At 58.4% G+C, this 22,251-nt stretch carries 23 protein-coding genes; 8 read left to right on the forward strand and 15 right to left on the reverse strand.

Going from position 1 to position 22,251, the window contains the following annotated elements; genetic code table 11:
• Positions 1-8: 8 nt before the first annotated feature.
• Entirely contained in the window at positions 9-902 is an 894-nt protein-coding gene (locus AC0IM9_RS06945; protein WP_445372665.1) for a 5'-nucleotidase, read from the forward strand.
• Here AC0IM9_RS06945 and AC0IM9_RS06950 read toward each other — a convergent pair.
• Complete coding sequence (locus AC0IM9_RS06950) at positions 886-2,382, reverse strand: cyclic-di-GMP receptor FimW-related protein (protein WP_140913049.1); 1,497 nt, start codon at positions 2,380-2,382, stop codon at positions 886-888. The two genes, AC0IM9_RS06945 and AC0IM9_RS06950, sit on opposite strands and share 17 nt — an antisense overlap.
• Before the next feature lie 101 nt (positions 2,383-2,483).
• Here AC0IM9_RS06950 and lnt point away from each other — a divergent pair, with 101 nt between their 5' ends.
• Positions 2,484-4,025, forward strand: coding sequence for an apolipoprotein N-acyltransferase (lnt, locus tag AC0IM9_RS06955; protein ID WP_482803505.1), 1,542 nt, complete (start codon positions 2,484-2,486; stop codon positions 4,023-4,025).
• Positions 4,026-4,362: 337 nt separating this feature from the next.
• On the opposite strand, the gene AC0IM9_RS06960 is transcribed toward lnt, so the two are convergent.
• Entirely contained in the window at positions 4,363-5,613 is a 1,251-nt protein-coding gene (locus AC0IM9_RS06960) for an urease accessory protein UreH domain-containing protein (protein WP_482803506.1), read from the reverse strand.
• A gap of 179 nt (positions 5,614-5,792) precedes the next feature.
• On the opposite strand from AC0IM9_RS06960, the gene AC0IM9_RS06965 reads away from it, so the two are divergent.
• Together AC0IM9_RS06965 and AC0IM9_RS06970 are read left to right on the forward strand one after the other, a co-directional pair.
• Positions 5,793-6,173, forward strand: coding sequence for a hypothetical protein (locus tag AC0IM9_RS06965; RefSeq protein ID WP_482803507.1), 381 nt, complete (start codon positions 5,793-5,795; stop codon positions 6,171-6,173).
• A gap of 107 nt (positions 6,174-6,280) precedes the next feature.
• The gene (locus tag AC0IM9_RS06970; RefSeq protein ID WP_482803508.1) at positions 6,281-6,538 is read left to right on the forward strand and encodes a hypothetical protein; all 258 of its coding nucleotides are present in this window, start codon (positions 6,281-6,283) and stop codon (positions 6,536-6,538) included.
• A 110-nt stretch (positions 6,539-6,648) separates the two neighbouring features.
• Here the strand turns inward: AC0IM9_RS06970 and arsB are convergent, their stop codons facing one another.
• The 7 genes from arsB to AC0IM9_RS07005 all read right to left on the reverse strand — a co-directional run bounded on the left by arsB (position 6,649) and on the right by AC0IM9_RS07005 (position 11,779).
• Entirely contained in the window at positions 6,649-7,710 is a 1,062-nt protein-coding gene (gene arsB / locus AC0IM9_RS06975) for an ACR3 family arsenite efflux transporter (protein WP_482803509.1), read from the reverse strand.
• 55 nt (positions 7,711-7,765) lie between these two features.
• Positions 7,766-8,209 (reverse strand): ArsI/CadI family heavy metal resistance metalloenzyme, encoded by a 444-nt coding sequence (locus AC0IM9_RS06980; protein WP_482803510.1) that lies wholly within the window; start codon positions 8,207-8,209, stop codon positions 7,766-7,768.
• On the reverse strand, positions 8,206-8,742 hold the full coding sequence (locus tag AC0IM9_RS06985) for an arsenate reductase ArsC (RefSeq protein WP_482803511.1): 537 nt from the start codon (positions 8,740-8,742) through the stop codon (positions 8,206-8,208). The genes AC0IM9_RS06980 and AC0IM9_RS06985 overlap by 4 nt, the downstream gene beginning before the upstream one ends.
• A gap of 9 nt (positions 8,743-8,751) precedes the next feature.
• On the reverse strand, positions 8,752-10,509 hold the full coding sequence (arsA, locus tag AC0IM9_RS06990; RefSeq protein WP_482803512.1) for an arsenical pump-driving ATPase: 1,758 nt from the start codon (positions 10,507-10,509) through the stop codon (positions 8,752-8,754).
• A 16-nt stretch (positions 10,510-10,525) separates the two neighbouring features.
• Entirely contained in the window at positions 10,526-10,882 is a 357-nt protein-coding gene (arsD, locus tag AC0IM9_RS06995) for an arsenite efflux transporter metallochaperone ArsD (RefSeq protein ID WP_445372675.1), read from the reverse strand.
• 17 nt (positions 10,883-10,899) lie between these two features.
• Positions 10,900-11,382 carry an arsenate reductase ArsC gene (locus tag AC0IM9_RS07000; protein WP_505331285.1) on the reverse strand — a complete coding sequence of 161 codons (483 nt, stop codon included), beginning with the start codon at positions 11,380-11,382 and terminating at the stop codon, positions 10,900-10,902.
• Positions 11,383-11,449: 67 nt separating this feature from the next.
• Positions 11,450-11,779: an ArsR/SmtB family transcription factor gene (locus tag AC0IM9_RS07005; RefSeq protein WP_140913056.1), complete on the reverse strand. Its 330-nt coding sequence runs from the start codon at positions 11,777-11,779 to the stop codon at positions 11,450-11,452.
• A 198-nt stretch (positions 11,780-11,977) separates the two neighbouring features.
• On the opposite strand from AC0IM9_RS07005, the gene AC0IM9_RS07010 reads away from it, so the two are divergent.
• Both AC0IM9_RS07010 and AC0IM9_RS07015 read left to right on the forward strand, forming a co-directional pair.
• Positions 11,978-13,570, forward strand: a complete 1,593-nt coding sequence (locus AC0IM9_RS07010) for an alkaline phosphatase (RefSeq protein WP_482803513.1) — start codon at positions 11,978-11,980, stop codon at positions 13,568-13,570.
• Positions 13,570-14,400 carry a hypothetical protein gene (locus AC0IM9_RS07015; RefSeq protein WP_482803514.1) on the forward strand — a complete coding sequence of 277 codons (831 nt, stop codon included), beginning with the start codon at positions 13,570-13,572 and terminating at the stop codon, positions 14,398-14,400. The genes AC0IM9_RS07010 and AC0IM9_RS07015 overlap by 1 nt, the downstream gene beginning before the upstream one ends.
• A gap of 513 nt (positions 14,401-14,913) precedes the next feature.
• On the opposite strand, the gene AC0IM9_RS07020 is transcribed toward AC0IM9_RS07015, so the two are convergent.
• A complete protein-coding gene (locus AC0IM9_RS07020; RefSeq protein WP_482803515.1) occupies positions 14,914-16,341 on the reverse strand; it encodes a helix-turn-helix transcriptional regulator in 1,428 nt (475 codons plus the stop codon).
• A 219-nt stretch (positions 16,342-16,560) separates the two neighbouring features.
• On the reverse strand, positions 16,561-17,958 hold the full coding sequence (locus tag AC0IM9_RS07025) for a flavin monoamine oxidase family protein (RefSeq protein ID WP_482803516.1): 1,398 nt from the start codon (positions 17,956-17,958) through the stop codon (positions 16,561-16,563).
• A 335-nt stretch (positions 17,959-18,293) separates the two neighbouring features.
• Between AC0IM9_RS07025 and AC0IM9_RS07030 the strand changes: the two genes are divergently transcribed.
• Positions 18,294-18,647, forward strand: coding sequence for a c-type cytochrome (locus AC0IM9_RS07030; protein ID WP_482803517.1), 354 nt, complete (start codon positions 18,294-18,296; stop codon positions 18,645-18,647).
• Between the two features lie 2 nt (positions 18,648-18,649).
• The gene (locus AC0IM9_RS07035) at positions 18,650-20,038 is read left to right on the forward strand and encodes an FAD-dependent oxidoreductase (RefSeq protein WP_482803518.1); all 1,389 of its coding nucleotides are present in this window, start codon (positions 18,650-18,652) and stop codon (positions 20,036-20,038) included.
• 365 nt (positions 20,039-20,403) lie between these two features.
• Here AC0IM9_RS07035 and AC0IM9_RS07040 read toward each other — a convergent pair whose 3' ends face one another.
• The 4 genes from AC0IM9_RS07040 to AC0IM9_RS07055 form a co-directional block, all read right to left on the reverse strand.
• Entirely contained in the window at positions 20,404-20,988 is a 585-nt protein-coding gene (locus AC0IM9_RS07040; RefSeq protein WP_140913063.1) for a hypothetical protein, read from the reverse strand.
• A gap of 1 nt (position 20,989) precedes the next feature.
• Positions 20,990-21,508: a GNAT family N-acetyltransferase gene (locus AC0IM9_RS07045; protein ID WP_140913064.1), complete on the reverse strand. Its 519-nt coding sequence runs from the start codon at positions 21,506-21,508 to the stop codon at positions 20,990-20,992.
• Positions 21,509-21,563: 55 nt separating this feature from the next.
• Complete coding sequence (locus AC0IM9_RS07050) at positions 21,564-21,824, reverse strand: type IV pilus assembly protein FimV (RefSeq protein ID WP_140913065.1); 261 nt, start codon at positions 21,822-21,824, stop codon at positions 21,564-21,566.
• Positions 21,825-21,886: 62 nt separating this feature from the next.
• A complete protein-coding gene (locus AC0IM9_RS07055; protein ID WP_186289611.1) occupies positions 21,887-22,216 on the reverse strand; it encodes a DMP19 family protein in 330 nt (109 codons plus the stop codon).
• Positions 22,217-22,251: the final 35 nt, after the last annotated feature.

Consider the following 22,251-nt stretch of genomic DNA (forward strand, 5'->3'; position numbering starts at 1 on the left):
CTGCCGGGATGAGTAACCAGAAACTGGTGGTGGCGGTATCGTCGCGGGCCTTGTTCGATCTGGACGAGTCGCACGCAATTTTCGAAACCCAGGGCAAAGAAGCGTTTTGCCGCTACCAGATCGAACACGAAAACGAAATCCTGCAACCGGGGTTCGGCTTTTCGCTGGTCAAAAAATTTCTCGACATCAATAAAGCCTTTCCCGGTTCGCCGCTGGTCGAAATCATTCTGTTGTCGCAAAACAGCGCCGACACCGGCCTGCGCATTTTCAACTCGATCAACCATTACGACTTGGCGATTACCCGCGCCGCGTTTACCAGCGGCGTGTCGCCCTACGAATACATTCCGGCGTTCGGCGCCCATCTGTTTCTATCCGCCAACAACGAAGACGTCCGCAAAGCGCTGGCCGCCGGCTATGCCGCGGCGACCATCGTTTCCGGTGCCGTAGCCAATCCGTCGCCGCAATTACGGATTGCCTTCGACGGCGATGCGGTGCTGTTTTCGGACGAATCGGAACGGATATACCAGCAACACGGTCTGGCTGCATTTGCCGCCAACGAACGTAGCGAAGCGCACAAGCCGTTGTCCGGCGGGCCGTTAAAGGAATTTCTCAGCGCCTTGCATCGGATTCAAACCCATTTCGATCAGGAGGTTTCGCCAATTCGCACGGCTTTGGTCACGGCCCGCGCCGCGCCGGCGCACGAACGGGTAGTGCGCACCTTGCGCGCTTGGGGGATTCGGATCGACGAAGCCTTGTTTTTGGGCGGAATGTCCAAGGGCGCCTTTCTGAAGGCGTTCGGCGCCGATATCTTTTTCGACGACCAGAAAGGCCATTGCGATTCGGCCGAACGGCATCAGGTCGCGGCCGCGCACGTGCCGCACGGCGTTACGAATCAAGAGTGACGCGGAAGCGAGCGTAGTATTCGTTAAATTCCAGACAGCTTTTCAATTGCAAGCTCGGTCCGTGCGCCAAGCTTATTTTGCTTTCCAGCGCATATTTGCCTTTGGGCAGAAATACTTCGGTACCGCTTTCGGCATTGACCAGAACGGCTTGCAGGGTGTCGCCGTCGCCGATGGAGAAGTCGTAGATCGATAATTCGCCTAACACCGGCTCCAACGCGATCAGCGAAGTATTTTCGAATGCCACCTGGCGCCGTACCAGCATCAACCTGGGTGCTTGCTGCTCCCGGCTCAGCATGCCGATGTCGCCGGTATTGAATGCGGCATCGGCACTTTCGGCCACGACAAATTGCTTACTATGGTTGCGTAGCAGCGTTACGGTAAAGCCGGGTTGATTGCTGAAGTTGGAAACGTGGCCGGTACTCGGTTTGTAAAAGTTTTTTTCGTGCTCCAACGGCACCAGACTCATGTCGCGCATGGCGCTCCGGTTCGCCGTTTGTCCGCTTAGGCGCATGATTTTCGACAATTTATCCTGGCTCGACAAATAGGCCTGAACGCTGCTCAAACCCGGAAAAAACTGCGCCGGCAATATCGGCGGCTTTAAATCCACGGTCGCGAACAATTGGTCGTAGCCGCAAAGGTGTTGCGTCAGTTTGTTTAGCGCAGCCTGCGGCAGTTCGCTGCTGATTTCGCCCAGGCGCAGAGCGTGACCTAGTCGATGGCTGCGGATCGCTACCGTGCCGCGCGAGGTGTGCCAATGACCGCGTTTGGCCGGATAGGGTTCGCCGTCTTTCAATTCCCAGCAAAAATCCGGATTCCGGCTCGGTTGCATGCTGGTTTCCAGCAAGGGTTGAGCGATGGCGGCAAGTTTGAATAGTTGTTCGATCTCCACGGCCGGGTAGCGGTTGGGAGCGCAAATCGCGAATAACAGATTGCGTTTGACCACGCCTTCAATTGAATTCGGTTGTCTCAAATCCGCGAACTTGGCGACGATCTCCCGCTGCAGCCAATCTTGCTTCGACGCAATCTGGTAGAGCAGGGCGGTTTTTTTCCATAATGTGGCCGAGGGCGGTTCGTAAAACAAGGCGCTAATGCGTTGGCAATAGCCGATCAGTTGTAGGGCGTGGAAGATTGCGATCGGTTGCGACTCCGCCGCCAGTTGATTGGATTCGACCGTCCGGCACAGCGCCAAACTCAAATGGCGCAGGAGCTGTACGGCCAGCTTGGCAATTTTATAGGCTTTACCCTGGGCCTCGGCGCGGGCCAGATTGGCCAGGCTGTTCGCGAGGTGCAGCGTCAGCGGGCTCAGATTGATTAACAACGGCAGCAACGGGGCGGCATCGGCGTTGGTCCGCGCCAATTCTTTCAGGGCCAGATTGAGCTGGTTGGCGGCAACGGCCGGCGCCAGCGAACTGAGCGATTTCAACCAGCCTGCCAGCGATTCGCTGGTCAGTTGGAACGGCAAGGATGCGGTGTCTGTCATGAACGGCGCGTTGATATGCATAGTAAAACCCAAACAAGTTTAGAACAGAATAGCCGCTGCAACCTTGGCGGATTTTGAATAAGCGCACGCGGCTGCATAAAATGCCGCTCCATTTGCACCCCGGTTTGTTCATGTTTCGAATCTTTCGTCACCGCCCCGAAATCGCCGCGCTCGGCAGCGGCAGCTTTTTGACTCTGGCCTTCGCCCCCTACGCCTACGCCTATCTTGCGCCTATTGCGTTGGCTTTACTTTATCTGAGCTGGAGCGGGCGCACTCCCCGGCAAGCGGCTTTGGTTGGCTATTGCTTCGGTTTGGGCTTGTTCGGTTCCGGGATTTGGTGGGTGTTTATCAGTATTCACCAGTTCGGCGGCGCCGACGCGGTCAGTGCCGCTGCCTTGACCGCGTTGCTGGTGGCGGTATGGGCCTTGTTTCCGGCGCTGGCGGCTTGGTTGATTGCGGTGACGCCGTGGCCTGGCGTTTGGTCGCGGGTTGCCGGAGCCGCCTTGCTGTGGTTGGCGGTGGAGTACTTCCGCGGCAATTATGTGCTCAATGGTTTCCCCTGGCTGCAGATCGGTTACAGCCAGACCGCTACGCCGCTGGCCGGCTTCGCTCCGCTCGGCGGCGCCTATTCGGTCGGCTTTTTGCTGGCGTGGTCCGGGTTTGCGATGGCAGAGATCGTTAAAGGCCGATTGTCTTGGCGGCTCGGCTCGGCGATGTTGCTGGCGATATGGGCTGGCGGTGCCGGGATGCAGGTTATCGCCTGGACTGAAGCCGCCGGCGCGCCGATCGATATTACTTTGGTGCAGGGCAATATCGGCCAAGGCGACAAGTGGCAGGCGAACCAGCAGCTGGCAACCTTGAAGTTGTACCGTAAGCTGACCGAACAACACTGGGATTCCGACGTCATCATCTGGCCGGAGACCTCGATCCCGGCTTTTCTGGAAGATGTGAAGCCGTTTTTTATCGACCCCCTGCATGCCGCAGCTCGCGAGCGCGGCGTCGATATCGTGGTCGGTTTGCCCAGCAGCGGCCAGGGTAAGGATTACTACAACAGCGTGTTGGCTCTGGGCGAAACTCAAGCGCTATACCACAAAATCCATCTGCTGCCGTTTGGCGAATATTTACCGTTGCAACCCTTGTCGGGTTGGGTGTTGGACCAATTGGCGATCCCGCTTGGCGATTTCGCCGCCGGCGGCGCCCGCCAACCGCTGTTGCGGGCCGGAGGCCATGCCTTTGTCACGACCATTTGTTACGAAGATGCATTCGGCGAACTGGTCGCGCGTCAGGCGGCCGAGGCCGGGTATATCGTCAACATGACCAACGACGCCTGGTTCGGCGACTCGGCCCAACCCCACCAGCATCTGCAGATTGCGCAGATGCGGGCGCTGGAAACCGGCCGCTATTTGGTGCGGGCCACCAACACGGGCGTGACCGGCTTCATTGCCCCGGACGGAACCGTCAAGCGCCAAGCGCCGCTGTTCAGCACCGTCGCAATCACCGACCGTATTGTGCCGATGCGCGGTGCTACGCCTTACCTGCGTTTAGGCGATAGCGGCGCGTTTGCGGCCATGGCGCTGCTGGTGTTATCGATTGCTGCCGGCGAGCGCCGCCACACCCGGCGGGCGATGTGCGAAACCGTGTAATACATTTCGCCAAACCTTAATCGGATTGACACCTTGTTTTGTTGCGAGCGGATTAAGATCGGTAACAAGCGACGGTGCGGTTTGGTTTTTCGATTCCGTAGCGTCCGCTTGCCGATGCCGCCGCTCGGCAAACCATCGCCACAGGGATGTGAACTTATCTGGTCTGGTTGGGATTGGGGGCGCGAATCGAGCGCAGGCTTGAAATGCGACTGCCGCAGCCATTTGCTCCGCCGCAAGTTCAAGCCCTTGCAACGGCAGCCGCTCGATTCGACGAGGAGTTACCGGCGAGAGCGACGATCCGGTAACGACACGCTCCGGGGCTGAAAGCCGGTTATCGTTAGCGCAGGATTTTTTGCCACTGTTCGCGAAATAGGTGTAACAGCCGTTGCCAGACAGTCTCCCCGGCATCGACTGCGGCGGGCGAGGTGGGATCGGGTTCCGCCGGCTTGACATCGTCGACAACGATAAACGTACCCGGAATCATGCCCATCCAGCAGCTCCACGCTACCACGCCGGCTTCAGGCGGAGTGAATTCGACCACTTGCGTACCTTGCCGCAGCTGAATTTCCAGGCCGTAGTCGCGGACTACGATTTCTTTGTTGCATTGATTGAGCTCTTTGACGTCAATGACCCATTTCACCGGGACGCCTTTGCGCAAGGTGAATTTGTTCGGAGAAAAACGGTTTTCCAGCACCTCCATCCGGATGGTTTGTTGGTTCTCGCAGCTCTGTGTTTGCGCCGAGGTCGGGGCGAATTCCAGCGACAGCCGCGCCAGCAGCGTGTTGAAATCCGCACCGCTGCCCGTTACCGACAGACCACGGTTCAGCATAATGACGCCCAAAGCGATCACAATCACGCCGGACGCTTTCAGCAATTTGGGGGTCAAATTAGCCGATAACAGGCTGGTCAAAACACCGAAGCCCATCAACAGCGGCAAGGTGCCCAGGCCGAAAAATAACAGAATGGCGGCGCCTTGCGACCAACTGCCGCTGCCGGCCGCCATCACGTACATGGCTTGCAGCGGGCCGCAAATAATCATCAGGCCGTTCAGCAGTCCGATCACGAACGGATTGCTGTGCTTGCGGTATTCTTTGCCGACGAAACGCATGACAAAAGCCGGTGTCTTGAACTGGAAATGGTGCAAAGCCGGAAATATTTCCAACATGTGGATGCCGAACAGAATCAGGAAAAAGCCGGCGGCCACGCCGATCACGCCTTGGGTAAACGGGGTGAAGGCGACGATGGCGCCGAATGCGCCGAACAGCGCGCCGATCGACGCGTAGGAAACTGTCTTGCCGGCGCCGTACAACAGATGGGCCGTATGCGAATGTTGCCCGGCCTTGGCACTTTTGGCGATATACCCCAGGATCAACGGGCCGCACATGCCGACGCAGTGGAAGCTGGTCAAAAAACCGATCAGAAACAGCAGGCCGAAATTCAGGTCGCCGTTCAAATCCGGCATGCCGGCATGATCCATGAACCAGCTGTCCAGCCACAAGATCAGCCCGATTCCGACCAAGGCAAAACCGATAGTCAGTATTTTTTTAAAAACGCTGCCGGAACCGGGTGGGGTAGGGGCTGATGGCATAGTGGAATCTCGGATAATCGATTTGGCGGCTAAATTTAAGGGAATTGACCGGACAACAAAACTGGAGCAAGATTAGTGAAGTCTGATATACCGGTCAAGCCTGTGCCAGATCGTAGCCGGCCACTTTGGCGTCGGCTGCATGGCGCAGGCCAATTCCCGTTGCCAACACGGAGACAGTTATGAGCGACCACAGCATTACCGCCCGCGAACAGCACGATCCCCGTAAAAAATCCGGAACCGGCGGCCGCAAAACCAAACGGATGGCACCGCCGACCCGAGGCGAGGCCTTGGTCAAAGGCGTATTCATGGGCATCGTCATTTCCGGCGTGACCCACGCCAGCAAAAGCATTACCGGGGTCTTGGTTCGCCACCCGTTGGCCTTGTTCGCCACCGGCGTGGTCAGCGGTTACCTGACCCACAAATACCGTAAAGAAATCATCGTCGTCGGCAGCCGCACGGCTGTGGAGAGTAAGAACTTTCTGTTGCGGCAACGCGAGAGTGTGCTGGATTTGGTTGCCGAAAGCCGCGAATATGCCGCCCGGCGCGATGCAGCCGAATGAAGCCGATCCAACAGGCCCGGCCGCTAAAACGGTTTCGGATCGAGCCGGAGACCGGCTGAACCGGAGGCTTGCATTACTTTATTTTTATAGCGATTGAGGTGATTACCATGGCACATGTACACGGAGCGAAAGCGGCGGTCGAGGCCGGCAGCAAAATGGTCGGCACGGCCATGAAAATGGGGGAAGGCATGATGCATCCGGCGCTGGCCGGCGCCGTGGCGGGAGCGGTTGCCACCACCAAGGCCGGCTTGGTCAGAAAAATTCTGCGGCACCCGCTGGTCTGGTTCGGTGCCGGCGTGGCGTTGGGTGTGGTGGCCTATAAATACCGCCGGGAATTGGCTGAAAAAGCGGAGCACGGCGATTAGGTGTCCGGCATCGACCGGAGCAATAGCAGTCTACTTCGGAAACTTGGCACCATGACCGCTTCCGGATCGGAATACTTTGGTTGATGTCGTGCATCCGGCGCCCATCCGCCCTAGCCGACGGCGGAGAACAAGCGTTTTCGAAACCAAAATGCCACGTTGACTAAGCCCACCATCACCGGAACCTCGATCAACGGGCCGATCACAGCGGCAAAGGCGGCGCCGCTGTCGATGCCGAACACCGCCACCGCCACCGCAATTGCCAGTTCGAAGTTGTTGCTGGCGGCGGTGAAAGCCAAGGTGGTGGTTTGGCCGTAGTCGGCGCCGATCAATTTGCCGCTGGCAAAGCTCACCAGAAACATCACCACGAAATACACCAGCAGCGGCAGCGCGATGCGCAATACGTCCAGCGGCAGTTGCACGATCAGCTCGCCTTTCAACGAGAACATCACCACAATCGTGAACAACAGCGCAATCAAGGTCAGCGGGCTGATTTTCGGTACGAACAGCTCTTGGTACCAAACCTTGCCCTTGGCTCTGATCAGAATCCAGCGGCTGCTAAAACCGGCCAGGAACGGGATGCCCAGATAAATAAACACGCTGTGGGCGATATCGCCGATGGTAATGTCTACCAGACTGCCGGGTAGGCCGAACAGCGGTGGTAACACGGTCACGAACAGCCAGGCGTAGACGCTGAAAAACAACACCTGAAACACGCTATTGAACGCGACCAGTGCCGCGCAATATTGGTTGTCGCCGCGCGCCAGTTCGTTCCAGACGATCACCATCGCAATGCAGCGCGCCAGGCCGATCATGATCAATCCGGCCATATATTCCGGATAGTCGCGCAAAAATAAGATCGCCAGGCCGAACATCAAAATCGGCCCGATAATCCAATTCTGCACCAGCGACAAGCTCAGTACCCGCCAGTTGCGAAACACGTCGCCCAATTCCTCGTAATGCACCTTGGCCAGCGGCGGATACATCATCAGGATCAGACCGATCGCGATCGGGATATTGGTGGTGCCGACGGAAACCGTTTCGTTGATCTGCTTGACCTGCTCGGGCAGTGCAAAGCCCAGACCGACGCCGATGGCCATCGCGATAAAAATCCAGAGCGTCAAAAACCGGTCCAGGAACGATAAACGCGGGCTAGGGCAGAGTGGGGTATTCATATCAAATTTCCTCCAAACGGTTTTCCGGAAAGGGTGTCCGAATCATTGCAAACGATCACTGGCTGGGATCGTTTTGGGTAGAGCCGCAGCAGGTCGCAGCCGGCGGCATCTGGATCACATCGTCTGCGCCGAACATCGGGATCTGTTCCAGGGAGTGGAAGGCTTCCCAGGCAATGCCCTGCGGGTCCACCGTCCAATACTTGTCCGACTTGGCGTAGCAGCAGGCGGCCTGCTTTTGCTCGGCCAGCGGTACCGCCGCAGCGGTCAAGCCCGACTGCACCGCTTCCAGCTCCGGCGCCGATTCGACTTGTATGCCCAGATGGTCCAGGCCCGGTTTGCGCCCGCGCCGCGATATGGCAAAGTTGACGCGCGGATCGTCCAGCAACCACTTGGCGTAATCGCTCTGCTGCACTGTGGGTTCGGCTTGAAATAGCGCGTTATAAAAGCGGATATTGGCGTCGAGGTCGTCGACGGCGATATGGATATGAAAACGTTTCATGGCGGCAATATCCTCGGTTCGGAAGGTGAGTGGCTGTCGGCGGCACTGCGGCCGATTTCGTCGATTCTTCGGGTCAGGGTCAGACTGTCCAAGGTCGGCAGCGGTAACGCGCACAACAATTCGATACGGCGTTTCAACAGGCTGTAAACCTCGAAAAATAATTGCTTGCGTTGCTGTTCGGAGCCGTAGAGTAGTGCCGGGTCCGGTACGCCCCAATGGGCTCTTGCCCGTTTCGGCCAGACCGGACAGGGTTCGCCGGCCGCTTTGTCGCAAACGGTGAACACAAAATCCAGCGGCGGCGCCTCGGTACCGCTGAATTCGGACCAATGTTTGCTGCGCAACGGCCGCGTGTCGTAATCCAACTGCTCCAACAACTCGATGGTCAACGGATGCACGCTGCCGGCGGGTTGGCTGCCCGCGCTGAATGCCTCGAATCTGCCGCGGCCCACTCGATTGAGGATGGCCTCGGCCATGATGCTGCGCGCCGAGTTGGCCGTGCACAGAAATAAAACAGTCGCAATTCGTTCCGGCATCGAAAAATCTCAGTGATCCGAGCCGGTCAGCTGTTGCAGGCGGGCGATTCCGACCGGCTCGTCCTGCAGCAACGGTACCACGGCGTAGCGCGGCGCATGGCGCTTGGCAACGGCGGCAATTTCTACCAGTTCGTTACTGGCGCGTTGCCGCAATAGCGGCGAGGTCGCGTTGGCGGCGGCGATGCTGTTATTGATTATCCAGGCCCAGGGTTCAATACCCGCCCGGCGCAAATCCTGTTGCAGATTGGCGGCTTCCAGCACCGGCGTGGTTTCCGCCAGCGTGGCAATCAGCACTTTGGTTTGTCGGCTATCCTGCAATTGCATCATCGGCGTCTGATAGTGAATACCGGGTTGCATTTGCCGCGCCACCTCGCGATGGTAGGCGCCGGTGGCGTCCAGTAGCAATAACGTATGGCCGGTCGGCGCGGTATCCATCACCACGAATTGCCGGCCGGCCTCGCGGATGATGCGGGAGAAGGCCTGGAACACGGCGATTTCCTCGGTACACGGCGAGCGCAGATCTTCTTCCAGCAGCGCCCGGCCTTGGGCATCCAGGCGTGCCCCCTTGGTAGCCAATACCTGCTGGCGGTAGCGTTCGGTTGCCTCGGCCGGATCGATGCGGCTGACGGTCAACTGTTCCAGCGCGCCGGCCAACGTTTCCTGCAAATGCGCGGCCGGATCGGAGGTCGTTAAATGCACCGGCAGGCCGCGCCGGGCCAGATCGACTGCAATTGCCGCTGCCAGCGTGGTCTTGCCGACGCCGCCTTTGCCCATCAGCATGATCAGGCCGTGACCTGCTTGGGCGATTTCTTCGACTAATTCGGCCAAACCGGGATGAGCGTCGGGCCGGCAAGGCTCGCCGGCCGGGGCCAAACCTGCGCCGTCGCCGGTCAGCAAGTGGCGCAACGCAGCCAATCCCACCATGTTGAAGGGCCGCAGCATCACGGCGTCGCGAGGCAAGGCGGCGAGGACGTCGGGCATGTTCGCCAATGCGGTTTGTTCGCGTTGATGAATCGCCATTGCCAGCGGGTCGTCGGCGACTTGCTCGGCCGACAGTATCGCGTTGATCAGCAAATATTGATTGCGCAGGCCGATCTCGGCCAGCTCGCGATGGGTTCGCGCCACTTCCCGCAATGTGGATTGCTGGGCGCGAGCCACCAGAATCAAGCGGGTACGGGTGCTGTCCGCCAGCGCATCCACCGCGGCTTTGTACTGGGCACGTTGTTTGTCCAGGCCGGCCAGCGGCCCCAGGCAAGAGGCGTCGCCTTTGCCCGCTTCCAGAAAGCCGCTCCAGGCGCCGGGCAATTGCAACAAGCGAATGGTGTGGCCGGTGGGCGCGGTGTCGAAGACGATGTGGTCGTAACCGGCTACCAACTCGGCATCGGTCAATAAACCGGTGAATTGGTCGAAGGCGGCGATTTCGGTGGTGCAGGCGCCGGAGAGCTGTTCTTCGATCCCCCTGACCACGTTATCCGGCAACAAGCCTTTGACCGGGCCGACGATGCGGTCGCGGTAAGCTTGGGCGGCGGCTTGCGGGTCGATTTCCAGGGCACTCAAACCGGAGACGGCGGGAACGGCGGCGATGCGATTGCCGATATCCAGGCCGAAAACCTGGCCGACGTTGGAGGCGGGATCGGTGCTGACCAATAGCACTTTAGAGCCGCTATCGGCCAAATGAACGGCGCTGGCGCAAGCCACCGAGGTCTTGCCGACGCCGCCCTTGCCGGTGAAAAACAGAAAGCGCGGCGCTTGCTGCAGAAAGTTCAAGGCAGTCCCCGGCCGATCAGCAGCAGCGGCTGCCGCTGCAGCAGGCCGCTTCCGGTTTGTCCGTCGCCGGGTCGAGCGCGGCCCAGCGCGCCAATTCGTTTCGATTCGGATAGCGGCCGGTCAAGGCAATTTCACCGTCGACCAGAATCAGCGGTAATCCCTCCGCGCCCGACCGCTCCAGGAAAGCTTTCACAACCGGATTTTCGGCAAAGGCCAAAGGCTGCTGCGCCAGATTGAAGCGTTCGATGGCGGCACCGCTTTGCTGGGCCCAGGCGATGTCGGCGGCGACATCGACCAGTTGCTGATCGACCTCCACGCCGCAGACGCCGCTGCTGCAGCACAGCGAGGGATCGAAGATTTGAATGCTGCTCATGGCTGTTCTCCTGCTGGTTAAGGTAAAGACACGCCGATCCGGTCCATTTCCGCTTTCAAGCGTACCGGGTCGTGTTGCAATTCGGTCAACGGTAAAGCCAGAAATTGTTCGATGCGATAGCGCAGAATGGCGTAGGCCGTTTCGAATGCGGCTTTGATTTCAGGTTCGGTGCCTTCGGCATGGGCTGGATCTTCCACGCCCCAATGGCTGCGCAGCACCGGGCCCAGATAGGCCGGGCAAGTTTCGTTGGCGGCATTGCCGCAGACGCTGATGACGATGTCGGGCGTGACCGGCAGATCGTTCCAGGACTTGCTGTAGTAGCCGGCGGTGGCAATGCCTTTTTCCTCCAGCAAGGCCACGGCGCCGGGATTGAGCCGGCCAAGCGGCTTGCTGCCGGCGCTGATGGCATGCCAACCTTGCGGCGCCAGATGGTTGAAAATCGCTTCGCCCATCAGCGAGCGGCAGGAGTTACCGGTACAAAGAAAGAGAACGTTCATCATAGATCGGGATGCTGAATTGAGATTAGTGTTATCGTGACGAGCGACCGCTCCGGCAATCGCCCGGATTTCATGTTTGGGGCTCGCAGCGGCTGACCGAGGCCCCCGAACAGTCGTTTCCGCCGCAGCAGTTCTCGCTCAAAAATGCCAGGAGCTGGTTCATCGCCGCGAAATTGGCCGAATAGATCACGAAGCGGCTTTCGTTGCGGGACTCGATCAAACCGGCATGGACCAATTCTTTTAAATGAAACGACAACGATGACGGCGAAATTCCCAGCATTTCGCTGATCTTGCCCGCTGCCAAACCGGCCGGCCCGGCCTGGACCAGGGCGCGGAACAGCGATAAGCGGGTTTCTTGGGCCAGTGCGGCGAGGGCGGTAACGGCGGTTTTATTTTCCATATTTCAAAAATAATTGAAATATGGAATTGTGTCAACCGCTTCATAAATCTGTCATATCCGACCGATAATCTGCTGGATAAAGAGGGCTCTAAAAAATTGCACTCGATACGCGCCAGACGAACGGTTTTTATGAATCGGAGCCAGCGGAACGGATCGTTTTTAGGGCTGGCGTGAAGATATCAGCCCAAGGATTGACTTGTGAAGAAACCAAAATTTTCCGGATTGGCCGCGGCCTGGGTCGTGTGGGTTTGCGCGTGGCCGGTTGCGGCCGACGCAGAACAATGCAGCCACCAAGCCGATAGCTGCCGCGCGCCGCGGTCGCCGACTGAATGGTTTCAGGCTGGCAAGGCCGCGGTAGCCGCCAACAAACTGAAAACCGCCAAATTGGGCAAGGCCAAAAACGTCATCCTGTTCATCGGCGACGGCATGGGCGTTGCCACCGTCACTGCCGCCCGCATCCTGGAAGGCCAATTGCAGGGCCGCGACGGCGAATTCAACCGGCTCAGTTTCGAACGCTTCGGCAATACCGCGTTCTCGGTCACGGCCAGCGCCAATCAGCAAACTTCCGACTCGGCGCCGACCGCAACGGCGATGGTGAGCGGTATCAAAACCAACGACGGCGCCATTTCCGTCGACCAAACCATCAACCGGTTCGAAGCGAACGCCGACGTCACGGCCGCGAAGAGCGTCGAAACCATCCTGGAACGCGCCGAACAACGCGGCATGTCGACCGGCGTCGTCACCACGGCCCGCCTGACCCACGCTACGCCGGCGGTCAATTACGCCCACATCGCCAATCGCGACTGGGAAGCCGACAGCAATCTGCCGGCCGGCGCCAGCGTCAAAGACATCGCCCGCCAATTGCTGGAATTTCCCCACGGCGACGGCTTGGAAGTGGCGTTGGGCGGCGGCCGCAGTTACTTCATGCCGAACACGGCTTTCGACCCGGAATATCCGACCCAAAAAGGTCGCCGCGCCGACGGCCGGGATTTGGCTGCGGAATGGACGGCCAAGTACGCCAACGCCGCATATGTCTGGAACCAGGCCCAATTCGAGGCGGTAAATCCGGCCAAGACCGAGCATTTGCTGGGGCTGTTCGAGCGCTCACACATGCGCTACGAGGTCGACCGCAAACAGGACGCGGCGGGCGAGCCGTCGCTGGCGGAGATGACCGAAACAGCCATCAAAATTTTGCAGAAAAACCGTAAAGGTTATTACCTGATGGTCGAGGCCGGCCGCATCGACCACGCCCATCACGCCGGCAACGCTTACCGGGCCTTGGCCGCGGCCATAGGGTTGTCGGATGCCGTCAGAACCGCGAGACGACTGGCCGATGCCAAGGACACCTTGATTCTGGTCACCGCCGACCACAGCCATGTATTCACCATCGCCGGCTACCCGTCGCGCGGCAACCCGATTTTGGGTAAAACCGCGGTGGACGGCGTGGCAGCGAAAGACTTGCTGGGCCTGCCTTACACGACCTTATCCTACGCCAACGGTCCGGGCTGGACCGGCGGCCAACAGCGCAAGCAATTCGACCCGGCCCACGAAGGCACTGCGGCGGCGGCTTACGTCGGCAGCCAATCGCGCCCGGATCTGAGTGCGGTCGACACGGCAAACCCCAATTACATACAGGAAGCGACGGTGCCGCTGGCCACCGAAACCCACGGTGGCGAAGACGTGGCGATTTATGCCGACGGTCCGGGCGCCGAGCTGGTGCGCGGCACGCTGGAGCAGAACGCGATTTACCATATCATGGCCGAGGCGCTGGGCTGGAACGGCCGCCGCTGATGCCTGTGGAATACTGTGCCGAAGACGGTGGCAAAGTCCCCGGCTTTCTCTCCAATCCCGTAACCGCAACGTTCATGGCCCACAGGTTTGTCTTGTTTCCCAAGTTCATCGCGGCCTTTGCGTTGGCGGCAATGCTGGCCGGCTGCAGCACCACACCAGACCGTCAAGCCGCGGCCGGCGGAGCGGTTGACTTGGCTGCCGCCAAGTTGCCGGCAGTGGCGGCGGAATATCGCACCGTCTTCAGTGCCGAGCCAGCCCGACACCAAGACGACGCGCCGGTGGCGGCAGCGGAAACTGTGGTTTGGCGGTTTTGGCGCAACGACGGCCAAATCGTCGTCGAGCGGCCGCAGCTTGGTTTGGGCGAGCTCTGGCAACGCGACGGCAAGACGTTGATTCATCGTAAGCTGTACCACCGCGAGCGGCGGGCAATCGAATTTCAGGAAGACGATTTGAAAATGCTCGGCGGCAAACCGGCCTGGCAAAAGCTGGCGTTATTGATCGATCCGGCGCTGTTGGCGCAATTGGCGGCCGCAGACCCCGATTGGCTGGACGCCAAGCCGATCCGCGAATACCGCGGCGCGGTGGCCGGTGCCAAATGGCATGTCGTAATCCGGCTGGATCTGGGCCTGCCAGTGTTGATCGAACGCGAAACCGCCACTGCGGCCGAACGGACCGAGTTGCTGAACGCCTACGCCCTCGGCTCCGCTCCCTGGCAACCGATCCCGAGCGACAGCTATGAGATTGTCGATTTCGCGGACCTGGGCGACAAGGAATACGATCCGTTCGTCGTCAAAGTTCAGGCGCAAATGGGACACGATCACCGTCACTGACCGGCAGCGGGCAGCCATTCAGGGATTGACGGCGTAAGAGGTACCGGGAGCGGTGCGAGAACGGGGAATAGGGACCGGACAGCGTTGCTACCGGGTGTGAGAGGCTGCCATGATTTGAGTGCCGATTTCACAACGGCCTAATTCCGGGCATTCGGTGCAGCGATTTGCCGCGTCGGATAAAATCTCGATTTGTCCGGACTCGGCGATAGATCGCAACAGCTGTGCCGTGAAAGTAACGTCCGGCAAGTTCCGGATAAAATCCGGATAACCAAATCCGCACAGCAAGGCGCCGGCAAACTGCGATTTACGGCCGCCGGCGTCTAACATCGATATTTTCTGCAAATAACGGGTAAGCGGGCAGTTCTGCCCGAAATCTATTTTGTCCATTGTTTGAGTTGTTGCGCGTCCAACATAGGGCAAGCATAAGATAACGGCACAAAAAAATAACCACCATAATATGGTAACTCTATAGCGTATATATGCTAATTTCGGCGCGTAGCCGACTGGGCCGGCTTATTTGGAAGGAAGTAGGCCGTGATCGATTGCAAACTTGGTGACTTCGGCGGTGCTGTGCAGATCCAGCTTCGCCATCAGGTTGCGGCGGTGCGAAATGACCGTTGGCGTCGCCAGATGCAAGCGCTTGCCGATTTCAGCCGAAGTCATGCCGATCGCGATCAGCCCCAGGATCTGCCGCTGGCGTTTGGTCAGACTTTCCGCGGTTTTGCCTTCTGCCGTTGCTGCAGAGGGGGACGATGAACTGTCGCGTATCAACGATTCGATCCGCTTCAACAAATCCATGCCTTCTTCGTTCAGACGCTTGCGCATCGTAATATCTTGAATGGTGCCGACCATGCGCAAGGGCATGCCGTCCTTGTCCCGGCGAGTCACCTTGCCTTTGGCTTCGACCGTAACCCAATGTCCGTCTTTATGCCGCAACTGGTGTTCGCTTTCGAAGCTGGCGGTTTCGCCTTGCAAATGTGCTTGAAGCTTGTGGCTAAAGCGTTCCAGGTCCCGAGGATTTATTAAGGCCATCCAGTCGTCTTCGTCCGTACCCAGTTCCGCGTCGGTGTAGCCGAGCAAGTCGAACCAGCGATTCCCGGCAGTGACCTTGCGTTCAGGTATATTCCAGTCCCATAGCACCAGCCCCGAGGCTGCCAACGCCATTTCCAGCCGCTCGTCGCTTTCGCGCAGGTCCGATTCGATTTGTTTCAGACGCGTGATATCGCGGCCGACCGACTGAATTTCTTTCAGATTTCCGGTTTCGTCGTAAAAGCCGCGATTGACGAATTGCATCCAGCGCAGCTCGCCGCCGGCGATGAACACCCGGTTCTCGATCACGACGACAGGCTGATCCGGCGCCATTGTGTCCAGTCCGGCTTCGATCATCGGCACGTCGTCGGGGTGGGCTACGGGTTGCCAGCGGTGGCCGATCAATTCGGCGGCGGATTTTCCGAATAGCCGGCAATAGACCTCATTGACGAACAAGAACGTACCGTCCGGCAAAAAGCGGCTGATGACTTCGGTCTGGTCTTCGACGACCGACCGGTAGCGCGATTCGCTCTGTTCGAGTTTTTGCACCTCGCGATGGCAGGCGGTGCGGTCGACGATGGCGCCTATGGCCATGTCAGGACAGCCGGCAAGGCCGGAAACGTTGAATTCGTACCAGCCCGTCGAGCCGTCCTTGCGTCTTTGCGGGATGGTTCCGGTATAGGTTCGGCCAGCCGCTATCGCCGAATACGCCTCGCGGCCGAACGCCTCGTACCCGGCCTGATCCAGAAACAGCTGGCGAGTGGCTTGGCCCACCAATTCGCCCGGTGCGTAACCGAATATACGATGCATCGCGGCGTTGGCCCAGACGACGTGCCGGTCTTTGACGATCGCAATGGCGATGAAGTCGCTGTCTAGAATTGCGGCGGACTGGCCGATGGCGTTTTCGGGCATAGGAGGCTTTGGCCTTGTCTGGCACTGAATGTTCAGGTGGAAGAATCCGGTTTTTGCGGCTTGGAGCGCCGGTTACTCATGGTATGGGGCGGGAGTTTAAGCCGCGACCAAGGCGCTCGGCTCGCAAAAAATGCACGGTAACCCAACTATACCCTATGCCATGATCGGCTTCCAAAAACGCCGAATTGTTAAAGTTCGAACCGAAGCAACTGGCGCTTTTCAGTGGGGCCGCGACGCCGTCAGAATCGCCTGCACCGCGCGTTGGGCCGATTCGACTGCGCCGTTGGAATGAGTGTCTTCGCTAAAGTCGCCGGCGAAATAGATTCTGCCTTGGCCTGCGCGCAGCGCATCGGCCAGTTCGTCGAAGCGCGAGCGCCCCACCGGCCACGAGGCGATGGCCCGCGGATGGTAGCGGTAGAACTGCATCCGCTTGATCGCCGGCCGCACGCCGGGCCAGAGCTGGTCGAACGCGACCAGCAATTCCTCCCGAATCTGGTCCGGGTCGTTGACGCGGGAATTGAAGCGCTCCGCGCTGGCACCGTTGACCAGCAGATTCAACAGAATGTCGCGGCCGGGCTGGGACTGACCGGCATAAATCACGCCCAGCGGGCCGTCGCTGAGGATGGGCAGTACGCTCTGGCCTTGCACGGTCCAAAACCGGGCGGCGTCGGGGTCGAGAAACACGTGGGCTGTGAAATAGGCGCCGGCGGATTGGGTTTGAATCGCCTGTTTGCGCTCGGCGCTCAACGGCGGTTCGAATTGGATATCGTTCAGACGGAACAACGGAATGGCGGTTATCGCGTAATCGGCTCGGTAAATCCGCTGGCGAAAATTGCGTTGATCGACGGCGGTGACTTCCACGCCTTCCGCCGTGGCGGTGATATGCGTCACCAATTGGTTCAACCTGATCCGCTTGCGGCCGACCGCATCGGCCAGCCTTTCCGCGGCGCGCTGGTTGCCGCCGATTACGTGGTACGGCGTCGCGCCGTCGCCGGAAAACAAGCGCCATTCGGCGATGCCTTCCAAGGCGCTGATTTTTTGCCAGGAGGTGGCGAATTCCGGTTCGGTTTCGATCCGCACCAACTGCTGCGCGGTTTCCGGCAAGCCGCTGCGGGTTTCGATCCATTCGGCGAACGAAATATCCTGCAAGGCCCGCAATTCGGGACTCAGCGGTTTTTGCCCCAGTTGCCGCTGCAACGCCGACATGTCGCTATCCCAGGCTTGGTAAGCCTTCAGCTCGGCGGGGTTTAGCACCGATGCCAGAAACGCCCGATTGGAGTCCTGAGTAAACGGATACAAACGGCCTTGGCGGTAAAAGCTGGAAAAACTGCTGTACGAGGTTTCCAACGGAATCTTCAGCGCCCGGAGCAACTCGATGGCCGGGCTGTTGCTCCAAAACTCTTCCAGGCCGATTTCGGCATGGGCACCGTCCGGATAGTGTGCGGTCCGAATCCGGCCGCCGATATGCGGGCTCATTTCCAGTAGCGTCACGCTTTTTCCGGCCTGCTGCAAATAATACGCCGCGCTGAGCCCGGATAGACCGGCGCCGACGATGACGACGTCGCTGTGCTGCGGTTTCGCAATCGCCGGCGGTAAAGCCAAAACCAGGCATAACATCAGCCAAATCGAAGCAACAACTTGGTTGCGAACGGTTGGCGACTGACAACTGTTAGCCGCCCGACCGCAAGGCGTATCGCGCATACCCATTTCCCCTGGATGGTGGTTACGGGCGAGATTAGCCGAGCAATGTGGCGGAATTATGACAATCGTTGCTGCATCGGCGTCGGCGGCGTCCTTTTACAGCTGAGGCAAAGAATAGGCGGCATAAAAACCACAGTTTTCACCAGATTTTAATCTTGAATTCAAGTTGGATTCATCTTGGCGGCTTAATGTATTAGAGCTTCATTATTAAATAATGAAGCGATGCTCTGCACCAGGAGACGAGGAGAACCATGATGAAAAAAAATGTGTTGTTAGTGTTGCTGGCGGTTGCAGCAACAGAGGTTGCCGCTGCGCTGCCGGCGGATTGTAGCGTGACCGACGCCAACGGCGTGCGACGGGTCATGCAGTCGAACGGCGAATTGCTGGCGGCGCAATGTTATCAATGCCACGGTTACCAGGGGCGATCGTTAGGCGAAATCGATTCCATCGGCGGCAAGTCCGCCAGCGATTTATACGGCGATTTGCGGGAATTCAAGAGCAACGGCAAAGCGGACATCATGAGTCTGCAAGCCCGCGCGTATCGCGATTGCGAGCTGAATGCCATTGCCCAATACCTGTCGACTTTGCCAAATCAAGGGGATTAACCATGGATAGAAGAACGTTTGTCAAAAAATTGGGCCTCGGCACCGTCGCTTCGGCTGCAGTCGCCGGTACCCTGGCTAAAGCCGACAGCGGCAGTGCCGCAGCTACTGCACCGGAGCCGTTCGAAATCGTCGTGGTCGGCGGCGGCTTCGGCGGGGCTTCGGTCGCGAAATACATTGCCTTGTGGGGTGGGACAGCCGTCAAAGTCACCTTGGTCGACAGCAATGCCGCCCACGTTTCCTGCATCTTGTCCAACCTGGTTTTGAACAACCAGAAAACGTTGGCGAATTTAACCTTTCCGTTAGTCAAAGCCGCTGAAAAATACCAATTTGCCTTCAAACAAGGCGCCGTGGCCGGGATGGGAGCCGAACTCAACGGCAGTCGCTTCGTCACGCTGGCGGACGGCAGCAAGATTTACTTCGACAAACTGGTGCTGTCGCCCGGTATCGATTTCGATTTTCCGCCGGGCATGCTGCAGAACGGCTGGACCGACACCAATACCCCGTTTCCGCATGCCTGGAAAGCGGGCCTGCAAACCAATAATCTGCGCGATCAATTGAAAATGTTGCCGAGCGGCGGTAAAGCCCGGGTGGTGATGACGATTCCGCCCAAGCCCTACCGTTGTCCGCCGGGGCCTTACGAGCGCGCTTGTTTGATCGCGGATTATTTAAAAAACAAAAAGGGCGGCGGCAAATTGTTCGTGCTGGACGCGAATCCGACGATCCAAGCCGAACCGCTGAATTTCGGCAAGGCTTTTTCGGGACTGTATAAAGGCATAATCGAGTATCAACCCAATGCCACGGTCAACGCCGTCAGCGCCGCCGCGGCCTTCAATCCGCGCCTGGCCTTGCCGCAGGACAAAACCATCAACGTCAGTTATACCGGAGCATTGCCGCCCAACCCGATTGGTTCCGGACAAAAATTCCATTTGATCAACGTGATTCCGAAACAAAAGGCGGCCGATTTATTGTTCGGAACCGATTTTCGGCATTTGCTGGGCGGAAAGGCCTGGGCCGGCGTTCATATCGACAGCTACCAGTCACTTTACGATAACGATGTCTACGTGATCGGCGATGCCCACGATTCGGTGCAACCCAAAGCCGGCCATATCGCCAACTCCGAGGCCAAAGTCTGCGCCGACGCGCTGTTGCGCCATCTACAGTTAAGGCCGGCAAGAGTGATGCCGGACGAAGCGCCGGTCACCAATTCCGCCTGTTTCAGTCCGATCACGGCCAGCACGGCGTCGTTTTTGACCGCCGGTTACCGCTATAACCCGGCGCTGGATGCGATGGAAAAAATCGCGGCCGCCTCCGGCGAAGCCGAGCAGATTAACTCCGACAATTACAAGATGATGTTGGCGTGGGCCAATAACCTGTTTGCGGAAGTATTCTGATTAACAGTCGATAAACCGATTCCAGTTCCTCGCTGGTCTAGCCGGGTCTGCCAAAATTGGCAGGCCCGGTTTTTTTTCGATCTCAAAAAGGGCGATGTGAAGACAGGGTTGGAAATGATCTCAACACGCGTTAAAGCCGCAGTAGCCGGTTAATGCATGCTGGGTTGAAATCGAAGGGAATTTAGCGTCAATAACTTTCCTGAGATTGGTTGGAACTCTCGGTCTTTAGGCTCCTGCCGACCAAAAGCCGGGACACGAAACAAAATTGCCAATGTCAACAGTCCAGCCCAAAGCAGGCGTAGGGTGTGGTGAGTTTATGAACCGCACCGATCGCGAACGATGCGGTGCACGTTGTTTACCGCATCCTACCGTGGTCCGGGTTGGAGGCCCGTGTGCAAGGCAGACTGCATGTCATCGGCTAGGCCGGCGACGCCCCGGACGACACCTGGGCCGCCATTCTTCCAGTGCACGACAAACTGGCGCACTTCAGCGGCTGACTGAGGCGAGTATTCAGCAATGCGCAGGACCACTTCGGTTCCGCCTTCAACCAGCGCCAGAGACGACAGGAGCTTGACAATCGGGCCAAGCTCGCGGACCTCAATGCCAACTACCGAGCCGACCGGCTCGCGTGTGTTGCCAAGCGCCGCTTGGACTGTCGCCGGCGCCAGCGCCTGCACCCTGCGGAGTTCAGTGCGGGCGAAACAGCCCGATTGAGCAAAGAACTGGTTCAGACCGGAGGCGGCGGCTTCCTCGCGCGCGGTCCGGTCCTTTTGATCGGGACGCCAGTTAGGCGCCCACAGGACGAGCGCGTTGGTCGAGGAAGTGCAGACAGGAGCCTGTGGCGTGGGCTGCAAAGTGACGCTTGTGCTGGCGCACCCGGCAAGTAGAGCGCAAGCCGCGAAGGTAGCGAATCGCGGTGCGATGCCGCGAAGGCTCGGGTTGATCGACATGTTAGGCTGTATTTGGGCGGCCCCGCACCAGCGCCCAGCGCTCGTGGTCGCGCCAGCGGCCGCCGAGCTTGAGATACGCGGGCGAGTAGCCTTCCTGCCTGAAGCCGCAGGCGCGAACAAGTGCGATGGAGGCTAGATTGCCGGGCTGAATGTTCGCTTCCAGGCGATGTAGCCTCAGCTCGCGGAAGGCGTGGCGTACGACAAGAGACAAACCCCGCTTCATGTAACCACGGCCTTCGTGGCCCTGGAATGCGAAGTAGCCGAGGTAGCCGCTCTGAAACAGCCCGTAGACCACGTTCGTGAGGTTGATCGCACCAACGAGTTCCCCGGACTTCGCAAGCACGACCACGAAGCCAAAGTTGTTCCGGGCATCAAAGCGGGCAAGGTATCGCGTGAACGCCGCTTCATCGCAAGGCGCCGATGTCCATGGCCGATGAAGCTCGCGGCTTCGTCGTGCAGCCAAAATGAACTCATGCTGGTCTGACGCAGCAACGGCTCGGATCACAATCGTCGGAGACATGCTGCCTTACGTGGAGGTGAGGGGCGCGCAGCGAAGCGTCCCTTTGAGCGCGGGGTTAGGGTTGCTTAGATAGCTCATCCAGTTTTTCTCCAATATCAACACGATTCGGGGTCTCCAGTTGGGCCTTCTTGAGTACTTCAATTGCTTTCTTTCTTAGCCCGTAGGCCAGATAAACCTCTGCTTCTGCAATTGGATCAGATTGTTGATTCTTGCGTTTGGGGTACTTGATTCGTTGCCAAACCGTCAGACCGAGAAGAGCGATAGTGAATATTCCTGCAAGTACTAGCCCGGCGAGTTGTGAGTTTTCAAGACTCATAGTCGCCCTAACGTAGAGCTAAGGGGCGCTTAGCATAGCGGAGCGTCCCTATGAGCGATGTGTTAGCCGACATAGTTTGCAACCAAACCAGAGAGATCGTCTTTGTATTCCAAAAATGCCTGATCCTCTTCTTCAAAAGCATCACTGTCAGGTGAAACCTGCTCGAGGACTTCCTGACGGGCATCTCTATCTTTTGGAGGCATACCTCCAGGAAATTTTGCGCAAGCGGCTCGCACTATATTCGCAGTATGTTCTGCGCCAATTGAACTAAGTGCGCTGATAATGTCTGCGGCTTTGTCACCTGCTGAGTTAAAAAAGAATTGATCGAAGCCACCATTATTTATTTCAGCTTCCAATTCATCAATCAGTTCTTTTACGAGTTCAGTTTCCATAATTGATCTCCTGATGGCTAACGATAAGGGTAACT

The organism is Methylomonas sp. Uni0011, from assembly GCF_056850255.1.